Source organism: Nocardia sp. 852002-20019_SCH5090214 (assembly GCF_001665865.1).
In the GTDB taxonomy this organism is placed as follows: Bacteria; Actinomycetota; Actinomycetes; order Mycobacteriales; family Mycobacteriaceae; genus Nocardia; species Nocardia nova.
Genome location: NZ_LZMK01000130.1, coordinates 54,010 through 67,551 on the forward strand (window position 1 = coordinate 54,010; position 13,542 = coordinate 67,551).

At 66.8% G+C, this 13,542-nt stretch carries 9 protein-coding genes; 6 read left to right on the forward strand and 3 right to left on the reverse strand.

From position 1 onward, the window contains the following. Window positions 1-1,539, reverse strand: a complete 1,539-nt coding sequence (locus A5780_RS11735) for an arylsulfatase (RefSeq protein ID WP_030514261.1) — start codon at window positions 1,537-1,539, stop codon at window positions 1-3. Window positions 1,540-1,825: 286 nt separating this feature from the next. Between A5780_RS11735 and A5780_RS11740 the strand changes: the two genes are divergently transcribed. From A5780_RS11740 to gnd, 3 genes are all read left to right on the forward strand, one after another. Beyond that, window positions 1,826-3,661, forward strand: a complete 1,836-nt coding sequence (locus A5780_RS11740; protein WP_064906777.1) for an acyl-CoA dehydrogenase — start codon at window positions 1,826-1,828, stop codon at window positions 3,659-3,661. Between the two features lie 326 nt (window positions 3,662-3,987). Beyond that, window positions 3,988-5,070 carry a DUF4185 domain-containing protein gene (locus tag A5780_RS11745; protein WP_063011409.1) on the forward strand — a complete coding sequence of 361 codons (1,083 nt, stop codon included), beginning with the start codon at window positions 3,988-3,990 and terminating at the stop codon, window positions 5,068-5,070. Window positions 5,071-5,336: 266 nt separating this feature from the next. Continuing rightward, the gene (gnd, locus tag A5780_RS11750) at window positions 5,337-6,365 is read left to right on the forward strand and encodes a phosphogluconate dehydrogenase (NAD(+)-dependent, decarboxylating) (protein WP_064908437.1); all 1,029 of its coding nucleotides are present in this window, start codon (window positions 5,337-5,339) and stop codon (window positions 6,363-6,365) included. Between the two features lie 130 nt (window positions 6,366-6,495). Here gnd and A5780_RS11755 read toward each other — a convergent pair whose 3' ends face one another. After that, window positions 6,496-7,833 carry a lipase family protein gene (locus tag A5780_RS11755; protein ID WP_064908438.1) on the reverse strand — a complete coding sequence of 446 codons (1,338 nt, stop codon included), beginning with the start codon at window positions 7,831-7,833 and terminating at the stop codon, window positions 6,496-6,498. 141 nt (window positions 7,834-7,974) lie between these two features. Then, a complete protein-coding gene (locus A5780_RS11760; RefSeq protein WP_064908439.1) occupies window positions 7,975-9,240 on the reverse strand; it encodes a hypothetical protein in 1,266 nt (421 codons plus the stop codon). Window positions 9,241-9,742: 502 nt separating this feature from the next. Between A5780_RS11760 and A5780_RS11765 the strand changes: the two genes are divergently transcribed. The 3 genes from A5780_RS11765 (at window position 9,743) to A5780_RS40835 (ending at window position 13,309) form a co-directional block, all read left to right on the forward strand. Beyond that, the gene (locus tag A5780_RS11765; protein ID WP_064906773.1) at window positions 9,743-10,915 is read left to right on the forward strand and encodes a glycoside hydrolase family 3 N-terminal domain-containing protein; all 1,173 of its coding nucleotides are present in this window, start codon (window positions 9,743-9,745) and stop codon (window positions 10,913-10,915) included. 90 nt (window positions 10,916-11,005) lie between these two features. After that, window positions 11,006-11,605, forward strand: coding sequence for a TetR/AcrR family transcriptional regulator (locus A5780_RS11770; RefSeq protein ID WP_030514254.1), 600 nt, complete (start codon window positions 11,006-11,008; stop codon window positions 11,603-11,605). Between the two features lie 111 nt (window positions 11,606-11,716). Next, the gene (locus A5780_RS40835; RefSeq protein ID WP_064908440.1) at window positions 11,717-13,309 is read left to right on the forward strand and encodes a DUF5685 family protein; all 1,593 of its coding nucleotides are present in this window, start codon (window positions 11,717-11,719) and stop codon (window positions 13,307-13,309) included. The last annotated feature ends 233 nt before the right edge of the window (window positions 13,310-13,542 follow it).

The following is a 13,542-nucleotide window of genomic DNA, read 5'->3' on the forward strand; positions in this document are numbered from 1 at the left end:
TCAGTCCCGGGCGAGGAAGTCGTGCAGTTTGGCGACCGCCTGGTTGATGGTGAAGGTGGCCGGTTCCTGACGCGGCGGAAATTCCTTGAACGTGTCGAGGAACGCCGTCGCGATGGCCGTCCCGTAGAAGGCGATGTAGTCGTGGTCGAGGAACCAGTCCCAATAGGTATTGGAGGTGACGTCGGCTCGCTCGAACGGGTCGGTGCGCAGATTGAACAGTTTCGGCACCCGCAGCGGGGTGAAGGGTTCGGCCCAGATTCCGAGCGTGCCCTGTTTGCGCTGCTCCATGAACACGATCTTCCAATTCTCGAACCGGATTCCGAGCACATCGCAGTCGTCGGAGAAATAGACCATGCCGCGCCGCGGGCTGTGTTCGACCTCGCCGGTGAGGTAGGGCAACAGGTTGTAGCCGTCGATGTGGACCTTGAAAGTCTTGTCCCCCACCGCATGTCCCTGTTCCAGCTTGTCGACGATGTCGGGTTCGCCGGCCGCGGCGAGCAGCGTCGGCAGCCAATCGTGATGCTGCACTATGTCGTTGGAGATGGAGCGGGCGGCGATGTGGCCCGGCCAGCGGATCACCTGCGGCACTCGGAACGCACCCTCCCAGTTGGTGTCCTTCTCGCTGCGGAACGGGGTGGTCGCGCCGTCGGGCCAGGTGTTGGCGTGCGGGCCGTTGTCGGTGCTGTAGATGACGATCGTGTTGTCGGCCAGGCCGAGTTCGTCGAGGGCATCGAGCACGCGGCCCACATTGCGGTCGTGGTCGATCATCGTGTCGTGGTACGGCGACTGCCAGAATCCCGCCTGCCCCACACTTTCCAGCTTGGTGTGCGTGCGCAGATGCATGTGCGTGAAGTTCAGCCAGACGAAGAACGGCGTGCCCGCCCGCTGCTGACGGGTGAGGAAATCGACGCAGGCCTCGGCCACATCCTCGTCGATCGTCTCCATCCGCTTCTTGGTCAGCGGCCCGGTGTCCTCGATGCGTTGTTTGCCGACGCGCCCGAAGCGCGGGTCCTCGGTGGGGTCGTCCTCGTCGGTCGCCCACGAGTGCAGCACCCCGCGCGGGCGTTGCAGGTCGTACAGCCGCGGGTAGGCGTCCTTGTGCGGATAGTCCGGCAGCTCGGGTTCCTCCTCCGCGTTCAGGTGGTAGAGGTTGCCGAAGAACTCGTCGAAACCGCGCACCGTCGGCAGGAATTTGTTGAGGTCGCCGAGGTGATTCTTGCCGAACTGCCCGGTCGCGTAACCAAGCGGTTTCAGCAGTTCGGCGATGGTCGGATCCTCCGGAGACAGACCGATGCCCGCGCCGGGCACTCCGACCTTGCTCATCCCGGTGCGGTAGACGCTCTGCCCGGTGATGAAGGAGGCCCGCCCGGCCGTACAGCTCTGTTCGCCGTAGGAGTCGGTGAACCGCATGCCCTCCTCGGCGAGCCGGTCGATATTGGGCGTGCGATAGCCCATCAGGCCGTCGCTGTAGCAGCTGAGATTGGTGATACCGATGTCGTCACCCCAGATGACCAGGATGTTCGGCTTCGAATCCGGCACAGCGGCCTCCTTCGGCGCAGGTGAACTACCCTGCCGACACCCTGCCCGCGACCACCCGCGGACACCTCACCCGCGACGGGTGATTGCGGTGAGCCGGCGGCCGCGTGTTCATCTCGTCACATCGCCCGGTCAGCGCTTTCCAACCCCATTACTCATCGGTAATATACGCTGTAAGTTACCCGCGAGTAGAAGGCGGATATTCCGTTCGACTACCCGGTGTGGAGACACATGGGCGGGAACGGCACACACCGACCCGCACCGACTCAACGGAGAGTGAGTAACAGAGATGGGCCATTACAAGAGCAACGTCCGCGACCTGGAGTTCAACCTCTTCGAGGTGCTGGGCATCGGCTCGGTGCTGGATTCCGGCGCCTACGGTGACCTGGACACCGACACGGTCAAGAACATCATCGACGAGGTACGCCGCCTGGCCGAGGGCCCGGTCGCCGAGTCCTTCGCCGACGCCGACCGCAACCCGCCGGTGTTCGACCCCAACACCCACAGCGTCTCTATTCCGGAGTCGTTCAAGAAGTCCTTCAAGGCCTACGAAGAGGCCGGCTGGAACAAGGTCGGCCTGAACGAGGAACTGGGCGGCCTGCCCGCGCCGCGTTCGGTGGTCTGGGCCCTCAACGAGATGATCCTGGGCTCGAACCCGGCCGTCGCGATGTACGCCGCCGGTGGCCCGTTCGGCCAGATCTTCTGGAACAACGCCACCGACGAGCAGAAGAAGTGGGCCGAGATCGCCGTCGAGCGCAACTGGGGCGCCACCATGGTGCTGACCGAGCCCGACGCCGGCTCCGATGTGGGCGCCGGCCGCACCAAGGCCATCCAGCAGGAGGACGGCTCCTGGCACATCGAGGGTGTCAAGCGGTTCATCACCTCCGGTGACTCCGACGACATGTTCGAGAACATCTTCCACCTGGTGCTGGCCCGCCCCGAGGGCGCCGGCCCGGGCACCAAGGGCCTGTCGCTGTTCTTCGTGCCGAAGTTCCACTTCGACTTCGAGAACCGGACCCTGGGCGAGCGCAACGGCGTATTCGTCACCAACGTCGAGCACAAGATGGGCCTGAAGGTCTCGGCCACCTGTGAGGTCACCTTCGGTGGCCACGGCGTCCCGGCCAAGGGCTGGCTCGTCGGCGAGGTCCACAACGGCATCGCGCAGATGTTCGACGTGATCGAGAACGCCCGAATGATGGTGGGCACCAAGGCCATCGCGACCCTGTCGACCGGTTACCTGAACGCGCTGGACTACGCCAAGCAGCGCGTGCAGGGTGCGGATCTGACTCAGATGACCGACAAGACCGCGCCGCGCGTCACCATCACCCACCACCCGGACGTGCGCCGCTCGCTGATGATGCAGAAGGCCTACGCCGAGGGCCTGCGCGCGATCTACCTCTACACCGCCGCCCACCAGAACGAGGACATCGCTCAGCTGGTCTCCGGTGCCGACAAGGACCTCGCGTTCCGCGTCAACGACCTGCTGCTGCCGATCGTCAAGGGTGTCGGCTCCGAGCGGGCCTACCAGTACCTGACCGATTCGCTGCAGACCTTCGGTGGTTCCGGCTTCCTGCAGGACTACCCGATCGAGCAGTACATCCGCGACGCGAAGATCGACTCGCTGTACGAGGGCACCACCGCCATCCAGGCGCAGGACTTCTTCTTCCGCAAGATCGCTCGCGATCGCGGCGTGGCGCTGGCCCACGTGGCCGGCCAGGTGCAGAAGTTCATCGAGTCCGAGGCCGGCAACGGCCGCCTGAAGGGCGAGCGCAAGCTGCTGGCCACCGCGCTCGAGGATGTGCAGGCCATGGCCGCCACCCTGACCGGTCACCTGATGGGTGCGCAGGAGGACGCCAAGGAGCTGTACAAGGTCGGCCTGGGTTCGGTCCGCTTCCTGATGGCGGTGGGCGACCTGCTCATCGGCTGGCAGCTGCTGCGTCAGGCCGAGGTCGCCATCAAGGCCCTCGACAACGGCGCCACCGGTTCCGACGAGGCCTTCTACAACGGCAAGGTCGCCGTGGCTCAGTTCTTCGCCCGCAACGTGCTGCCGGAGCTGACCTCCACCCGCACCGTGCTGTCCAGCCTGGACAACGACGTGATGGAGCTCGACGAAGCGGCCTTCTGATCGCCTCCTCGTCCACCGCGTGAATGCAGCGGCCCCGCCTCCCGACGGCGGGAGGCGGGGCCGCTGCCGTTCCGGGTCCCGAATGCGAAGGCCCGGGCAGCGATCCGGACGGCACGCCCGGACCGCCGGTCCTGCACCGGAATCGAGACCGGGTAATAATGTCGGCACTGGAGTGCCCCGGGGTCTGGTGCGCCATACATAAACCGAGACAACCGAGACAACGCCGTGCCGTGCCGATGTGACGAGAGTTTCGTCGGCATGTAGCACGCCGTCCGCCGAGGGCAGGCACAATACCCACGGCGTGACTCATGGAAGGAATTCGGAATATGAGACGACTGTCCGCACTGGCTGGAGCTTGCGCGGCGGTCGCGCTGCTGGGCCTGACGGCATCGCCGGCCGGAGCCGACCCGAACAACATCAATCCGATTCCCGGACTGAACGGCATCAACGGATTGCCGCAGCTCCCGGGCCCGACACAGGCGGTCTACCAGGCCACCGGGATGGCCTCGCCGAACCGGACCCAGAACCAGAACGTGCTGGGCACCGACCTCGGCATCATGTGGGACGACGGGCGCGGGCAGATGATCACCGCCTACGGCGACACCGCCGGCCTCGGCGTGCCGAACGTGCTGGCCGGCAGCATCTGGGCGTGGCGCTCGAACGTGCTGTTCCGCAGCCCGGCCGACGCGGACCCGGCGGCGGGCGTGAACTACACGAGCTTCGTGGACAATCCGCTGCCCAGCCCGAAGATTCCGGGCATCGAGATCAGTTTCATTCCGACCGCGGGCATCTCGGTCAACGGCGTGCAGTACATGTCGATGATGTCGGTGCGGGAGTGGGGCCCGGACGGACACTGGGACACCAACTTCTCCACCCTGGCCGTCTCCGGTGACGACGGCCAGTCCTGGGCGCAGCTGCCGACCACCCGCCGCGGCAACGAGAACGGCTTCCAGAGTTTCCAGCAGAACGCCTTCCTGAAGGCCGGCGGCTACGTCTACAAGTACGGCACCCCGGCGGGCCGCAACCAGCCCGGATTCATCTCGCGGGTCAAGGAAGCCGATATCGCCAATATCGACGCCTACGAGTACTGGGACGGCGGCGCGTGGAAGCCGAAGGACGCCAACGCCGCCAAGCCGATCGTCGGCGGCGTGGGCGAGCTGTCGGTGCAGTGGAACGCGCATCTGGGCCAGTACGTGATGCTGACCACCGATCCCTTCGACTCCGTGGTCATGCGGACCGCGCCGAACCCGGAGGGCCCGTGGAGTGCGCCGCGCGTCCTGGTCGACGTGCGCGATCTGCCGACCATGTACGCGCCGATGATCTACCCGTATCAGACGGGCAGCGACCTGTACTTCCTGCTCACCATGCACAACCAGTACAACGTCGTGCTCATGAAGACGCCGCTGTAGAAGTGCGGGAGCCGGAGGCCGCGAGGACATGAAGACGGCTCCGTGCGGTTGCCGGGTCGGGGGTCTGGCAACTGCACGGAGCCGATCTGATTATCGGGACCGGGCTCGGGGTGTTACACGATTCGTTTCGACACCGGAGAAATTTTCGATCGGGGCAGCGGGGACAATCGAGAGCGGTGGCGGTGCAGGGCGCTGGTCTCCCGCCGCGGTACAGCAGCAAGCAGAGCTCGGACCTGCCGAAGCTCGGACGACTCTAGGAGAAGAGTATGCAGCTGGGAATGATCGGGCTCGGCCGAATGGGTGCCAACATCGTGCGGCGCATCGTCAAGGACGGTCACACCGCGGTCGGATACTCCCGGCACGAGGACCAGATCAAGGAATTCACCGACGAACTGGGCGACAGCTTCCAGGGCGCGACCGACTACCCGGCCTTCGTCGCGCTGCTCGAGAAGCCGCGCGTGGTCTGGGTGATGATTCCGGCCGGTGCGACCGGCGCGGTCATCGACCGGATCGCCGAACTGCTGGAACCGGGCGACATCATCATCGACGGCGGTAACAGCCGCTACCACGAGGACATCGAGCGGGCCAAGGCCCTGGCGCCCAAAGGCATCCACTACCTCGACATCGGCACCTCCGGCGGCGTGTGGGGGCTGGACCGCGGCTACTGCCTGATGATCGGCGGCGAGGCCGAGCAGGTCGCCCATCTGGAACCGCTTTTCCAGTCGATCGCACCGGGTGTCGACGCCGCCGAGCGCACCCCCGGTCGCACCGGTGAGCCCTCTCCCGCCGAACAGGGCTACCTGCATTGCGGTCCCGCCGGTGCCGGACATTTCGTAAAAATGGTGCACAACGGCATCGAATACGGCGCGATGGCCGCCTACGCCGAAGGCCTGAACATCCTGCACAAGGCCAATATCGGCAAGGAACTCGACGACGCGCATTCGGCCGAGGTGTCCCCGCTGGAGAATCCGGAGTACTACCAGTTCGACATCGACGTGCCGGAGGTCACCGAGGTGTGGCGGCGCGGTTCGGTGGTCGCGTCCTGGCTGCTGGATCTGACCGCGGCCGCGCTGCACGCCGATCCCGACCTGACCAGCTTCGGTGGGCGAGTGTCGGATTCGGGCGAGGGACGGTGGACCATCCACGCCGCGATCGACGAGGGTGTGCCCGCCCCGGTGCTCTCGACCGCGCTGTACGAGCGGTTCTCCTCGCGCGGTGAGGCGCTCTACGCGGACAAGGTGCTCTCGGCCATGCGCAAGGCGTTCGGCGGGCACAACGAGCTGCCGGGCGCGTAGCCGCAGGCGCAGTTTTCGCGCCCGGTTCAGCTCAGGCTTTCGACGGCTCGGCCGACCATGTCCAGCGCCGCCAGTGGTCCGAAGGTGAGCAGGTAGCCCAGTCCCCAGAGGAATGCCATGATGTCTCCGCTCAGTCGAATTGCCGGTCGAGCCAGTCGATGGTCTGCATTCCGAACAGGTCGGTGCCCCAGCCGTAGAGGTCGGTGAGCATGGTGACCATCGAGCAGTCCGTGGGCTGGTAGGTGACGTCGGTGCCCTGCGCCCGGTAGGTCTCGGCGAGATCGCGCGAATCGGCCGCCGGGACCAGCGACATCGGCGAATCGTCCTTCGCGCACGAGGCGATCAGCACCTTGGACTTCGGCGCATCGGACCGGCCGAGCCGGTTGTCGTCGAACACCGGCTGGAACGCCGGCTCGTCGGCGGGACTCAGCCCCGAGTCGAACATCGCCCGCAGCGGAACGAACGGCATGCTGAAGTACGCGTCCTGGCATTGACCGCGGAATACGTCGGCCACCGCCCGGCCGGCCTGGTTCAGCTTCGAATCCAGCCGCATCTCAGGATATTTCGGCTCCAGCCCGAGCAGGGTCGCGAACGCGAAGCCCGAACCCACCGATCCGTCGGCGACTCGCATGAAGTTGCGCGGGTCGACCACCATGCCTTCCAGCACAGTGGATTTCACATTCAGCTCGGGCGCGTAGGAGGGTTGCAGTTCGGCCGAGAAGCCGGCACCGACACCGCCACCGGCGATCCCGAACAACGCGATTTGAGCCCGCGGGTTCAACCCGGCCTCGGGGAAGTTCAGCGCCGCGCGGGTGCCGTCGAGCTGAGTGTGCGCGGCGTACTTACCGGCGAAGACGCCGTGCGGGGCGCGGTCGGCGTCGTTGCCGACGTCGGAGATCATCACCGCGTAGCCCTTGCCGAACATCAGCGCCAGCGGGCCGAGCGCCGACCAGGACGCGCCGTCCAGCGGATCGCCACCGGTCCACTGGGTGCTGGGATGGCAGTTCCAGCCGACGCTGTCGTTGGCCTCCTGATAGGAGACGACGTGCTTCTCGTGCGCGGACTTGCCGTCTCGCGGAATCATCAGGATTCCGGTGCTGATCGCCGGAGTGCCGCCGTCGCGTTCGGTGGTGACGTACATCAGCTTCCAGGCGTCGAGATTCGCCGGCTTCACACCGGTGAACATCACGTCGACCTTCTCGGCCTTCAGCACCGTGCCGGGCTTCTCCGTACCGGTCAGCGGCGGTTCCCGATAGAACGGATCGTCGGCCCGCAGCGCCTGGAAGGCCTCCTGCGGGCTCGCCGGGGTGGCGCCCTGGAGCGAGCCGACGACGAATCCGTTGAACACCTGATTCGGAGTGGGTGTCTGCGGCGCAACGGGTTCCGCGCCGGCGGTTCCGGACACTCCGGCGCCGGCGGCACAGACCAGCGCAAGGGCGGTCGCCGCCGCCACTGTGTACCTTCTCATCAGCCCTCCTGTGTTCTGCGGGACACCCGCACCCGGTCGGGCAGACGAGTGAACTGCGCATGATGACTCATCAGCCCTCCTGTGTTCTGCGGGACACCCGCACCCGGTCGGGCAGACGAGTGAGCTGCGCATGATGACTCATCAGCCCTCCTGGCCCGCCGGTGTGACCGTCATTTCCTGTGCCGCCGAACCCAGCAGTTGCGGGATGTTCAGCAGCGGCCGATGGGATTCCAGCTGCACCTCGTACGGGGTTCGCAGCGTGGCTTCCAATGCGGGCCAATTGTTTTCGACCTGCCACTTGTATTTGGGCAGCAGTTCGGTGGTGATGTAGTCCCAGCGGTCGTCGAATGCCGACCAGTTCCAGCTCGGCAGCGGCAGGCCGAGGATCATCGGGCGGCCGTCGGCGCCGGTGAAAGGCACGCGCACGGGCCGGAATTCGCGGGGCGGTACGACACCGGCCACCGATGGCGAACCGGCGGCGCCGCTGAGGTAGGTGATCGCCGCACCGACCGGCCCCTTGTAGTCGCGCACCTGGTCCCACTGCGCGCCGATCGCCCACTGCTGTTCCCGGCGCAGCAGGGCCGCATTGCCGGCGGCGATCCGATCGCGCGTGCCCGAGGCCACATCGCGCCAGGCATTCATGATGTCGGCGCCGAACAGTCCGGCCCGCTCGAATTCCGCGAGCGCGGCGAGACCACCGGTGACGTAGGCGTCGTGCATCGGCATCAGGTCGGAGAAGATGTTCTTCTGCATCACCAGGATCATGCCGAGAATCCAGTGCAGGTCGCCGGGGGTGATGCGCGGTGCCGCGTCGGCCAGCGCACGCAGTCCCTCCGGCAGCATCGCGACCGCCTCCGGGCCGGCCGTGCGCTGGACGGCGCCGAGGACGGTATGTGCGGCATCGGCGATACCGGGCAGGTCGTAGAGGGTTCCCATCAGTTCGGCATCGACGAGGCCGCCACCGAAGTCGGCGCCGACCTGACCGCCCATGCCGGCCCACTGCAGTTCGCGGTGGCCGAGTTGCAGATTCTCGTAGTAGCGATAGGACTTGATCAGATTGTCGCGGTTGGCCTCGACGCCGGTCCGCGGATCCCAGCTGCGCAGGTCGATACCGGCCTTCTCGGTGGCGTCCACCAGCCAGTACTGATACAGCAGTGCGGCGTACCGAGTCGGCGTCACGCCCTCGGCCCGCGCCTCGTCGAGCAGGCGGCCCAGTTCCGCGCGGTCGTAGGGCAATTCCGGATTCACCCCACCGGGCGAGTGGGCGGCATCGCGATTGACCAGCGGCAGGTCGAGATACCGGTCGAGATCGGATGCGGCGGCGGCCGGGGCGGCGCCGAGTGCGCCCAATCCGACGACCGCCGCGAGAATCAATCCGGCGCCGCGCGCAATTGCGCTGATACGCATACGTCTCAGCCCTCCGCTATCGGTTCGATGATGGATCGGCGGATTTCCGCCGGGATCGGTAGCTAATCAATAGCCGAAAGCAATAGGACGCGATTTCGTCCGCTACCAGGGCGGGAACGCTCCGCGAATACTCGCCAACCAACTAGCGACCGTAAGGTTACCGGGAGATTATCAATCGCGGCTGCTGCTGCCACCCGATCCCGACCGGAGCAGGCGTCGACATTCTGTTTCTATTGCCGGATGGAATTAGCTGGTAGTTGACCGTTTATTCGGACTGCATCGGTTACGGAAGCAGTCCGAGGCGAACACCAATCGGATGACCGATATCACAATTCGATAACTTCGGTATTACCGGCGGCGGTGCTTTTCAACCATCGACAACGTGGGACGCGGCGGGCGGAACGAGTTCCGGTGGCCCGGGCCCGGTGTGCGGCTTCCGGGGCAGGGGCGCGGTCGGCGACCACGGGTAGGTTCCGGCGCCTCGAACGGCTACGGTCGGTCCATGCGCAACGTTGCCGGGATCGTCCTCGCAGTAGCCGCAGTCGCCCTCGCGGGGTGCTCCGGCGGTGGGGGCTCCACCTCCACCACCACCACGACCGGCCCCAGCGCCGCACCGGGCACGACGGGCGCCACCCCCGCGACCACCACCACCGGTAACCAGCAGGACTGCGCCGCAGGCTATCTCGCGCAGTTCACCACGCGGCAGAAGCTGGCGCAGCTGCTCACCGTGGGCGTCAAGAACGCCGCCGACGCCGAACAGGTGGTGCGCGGGGAACAGGTGGGCGGCATCTTCGTCGGCAGCTGGACCGACCAGTCCATGCTGTCGGGCCAGGGACTCGACCAGGTGAAGGCCGCCGCGCGCACACCACTGATGGTGACCATCGACGAAGAAGGCGGCCGGGTCTCGCGGTTGCAGAACCTGATCGGGCAGGCGCCCTCGGCCCGGGTCGCCGCGCAGACCATGTCGACCGACGAGTACTACCAGCAGAGCCTGGCCCGCGGGCAGGCCATGAAGAAGCTCGGCATCACCGTCGACTTCGCGCCCGACGTGGACGTCAGCGACGAGCCCGACGACGCGGTGATCGGCGACCGGTCCTACTCGCAGGATCCGCAGGTCGTCACCGACTACGCCGGCGCCTACATCCGGGCCATGCACGATGCCGGTGTCGGCGCGGTGATGAAGCACTTCCCCGGCCACGGGCACGGGTCCGGCGATTCCCACACCGGCGCGGTGCGCACGCCGCCACTGGATCAGATGCAGCAGGTGGATCTGGTGCCGTTCCGGAACCTGATCGACTCCGGCGCCGCGGTGATGGTCGGCCATCTGGACGTTCCCGGGCTGACCACGCCCAACGTTCCGGCGAGCATCAGCCCGCAGGCGATGGCACTGCTGCGCCAGGGCACCGGCTACAACGCCAAGCCCTACGACGGCCCGATCTTCACCGACGACCTGAGCGGCATGGCGGCCATCACCGCCCGGATGGGCATCGAGGACGCGGTGGCCGCCGCCCTGGAGGCCGGCGCCGACGACGCGCTGTGGATCAGCACCGACGCCGTCAGCTCGGTGCTCGACCGGCTCGAGCAGGAAGTTCGCGACGGGAAGCTGACCATGAAGCAGGTCGACGATTCGGTCCTGCGGGTGGCCAAGTACAAAGGCATCCAGCTCCCCTGCTGAGCCCGGCTTCAGCGAATCGGCGGCAATTCGTTGTTCTCCGAAACTTACCTTGGAGTAAGATAGGGGTTTCGATATGGGCTAGGAGTGTGGATGGCAGGCGGAACGAAGCGGCTTCCCAGGGCGGTTCGTGAGCAGCAGATGCTGGACGCCGCCGTCGAGGTCTTCTCCCGAAAGGGATATCACGACACGTCGATGGATGCCATCGCGGCCGAGGCCAAGATCTCCAAGCCGATGCTGTATTTGTACTACGGCTCCAAGGACGAACTGTTCCGGGCCTGCATTCAGCGCGAGAGCGCACGGTTCATCGAGGCCGTAGCGGTGGCCGGCAACCCCAAGCTCACCCCGCACGAGCAGCTGCGGGCCGGGCTCGAGGCATTCCTGTCCTATGTGGACAACAACCGGCTGTCGTGGTCGGTGCTGTATCGGCAGGCCCTCGGGCAGCAGCCGTTCGCCTCCGAAATCGCGAACAGCCGCGAGCGCATCATCGAACTGACCGCGAAACTGCTCGAGTCGAGTGCCAAATACGCCGAGCCCGGAACGGATTTCGACATCGTCGCGGTGGCGGTGATCGGCGCGGGCGAGGCGATCGCCGACCGGATCGCCAGCGGTGAGGTGGATGTCGCCAGCGCGGTCGACCTGCTGGACAATCTGGCCTGGCGCGGTCTGGCCGGTAAGAAGAAGGCCGAGTAGTACCGGCGAATCGCGCGGTCCGAGTTGCGCGGCGCCGTCGGCACCTGCCAGAGTGCGGATTGCAACAGACGGCCGGATTGCCGATGCGGCCGCCGATTCAACGGGGCGGAATTGTTCGGACTTCTCACGCCGTGCGCGCACAGCGCGGCGAAATACGGCCTGGACGCGGCGGATTGGCGCACGCATATGTGCGGCCTGTGCCTGGGCCTGCGCGACGGGCACGGCCAATTGGCCCGCACCGCGACCAATACCGATGCGATCGTGCTGAACGTGCTGACGGAAGCACAGGCCGGCGAGTCCGCGCGAACCGCGGCCGGACCGTGCGCGCTGCGTGGGATGCAGCGGGCCTCGGTCGCCGCGGCCGAATCCCCCGGGGTGCGGCTGGCGACCACCGCGTCACTCCTGCTGGGAGCGGCCAAGATTCGCGACCACGCCGACGACGGCGATGCGGGCCCGCTGGTCCGGCGGCCCATGCGGAAGGTGGCCGATCGCTGGTTCGCCTCGGCGCGCGCGAACGCCGCCGATATCGGGCTGGATATCGAACCGCTGATCGCCGCGATCGGCCGCCAGGCGGAACTCGAACAGGCGGTGTGGATTCACACGGCGTGCGGCGGGCAACCGCGTTTGCAGGCGGCACACGGGCGCGGGGCTGCCGCGATCGACTCCCGGGGCTCCGACATCGAAAGCGACACGCGGACAATCGGTTCCACACCGGCCGAGCTGCTCGCCACACTCACCGAGCCGACACAGATGTGTGCCGCGGAACTGTTCGCCCACAGCGCGGTGCTGGCGGGCCGACCGGAGAACACGCCGGCGCTCCGAGATGCCGGATGGCATTTCGGCCGCATCGCTCACCTGGCCGACGCCATCGAAGATCTGGACGACGACCGCCGCCGGAATCGCTTCAACCCGCTGCTCGCCAGCGGAGTGAGCGCCGAAGAGGCGCACGGCCTGCTGCGTGAATCCGACGCCGAAATCCGCCGCGCGCTACACCAGGCGAAGCTCGCCCACGTTCCCGCCGTCCGCTGGCTGCTGCTCGATCCGTTGCGCGGTGTCGTCCGGAAGCTGGGCCGAGCCGCGGCCGTAGCATGCGGCGACGCGAAAGCTGCCTGCGGCTGCGGAAAACGCGGCGGCCGAACGCTTTCCGACGGCGCCGATGCCGACGCCGCAGTACGGCTGCTGGGCTATCCCGTGGCGGCCGGGCACATTCGGCCCTCGGCAGCCGCAGCGGCCGTTACGGCGCAGCAGCCCTATCAGCCGAATCCCTACCAGCCCGGGACGTATCCGGCGCCGCCGCCGTATCAGCCGAACCCCGCTGGGCCGCAAATCGATCCGTCACCCTACCCCGACCAGGGACCGTATCCCGCGAGCCCGGTGCAGCCCTACGACATTCCGCCGCCGTTCGGCGATCGGCCGCCGAGCGATCCGTATCCGCCCTCGGACGAGCCGCCGCACGAGCCCCCGCGACGGCCCACCTTCTGGCAGGGCGTCGGGATCATCTGCGGGGTGTACTGCACCGGATACGCCTGCTGTGGCGGGCATCGGCGGCCGTGCAGCGGTGAACACCGGGATGCCTGGATACAACGCTGCGACTGCGATTGTGACGACTGCTGCGACTGCGAGGGCTGTGGCGATTGCTGCAACTGTTGCAACAGTTGCGGCGACTGTGACTGCGATTGCTGCGGCTGCGACTGCAACTGCTGACCCGGCCGCCGATCGCCGGCCGGAACGGCAACAGCCGCCCACCTTCTCGGCGGCCGCATATCGGATCGCATGGGGGATTCGATATGTGGCGGAGGCGAAAAGGTGGGCGGCTGTTGCCGTTCCGGCCGGCGATCGGCGGCCGGGTCAGCAGTTGCAGTCGCGGTCAGATGAGGGTAGCCCTTCTTCGGATGTTTCAGCGACAGATCCCAGCCCTCGGCGGTCCGGTCGGCGTA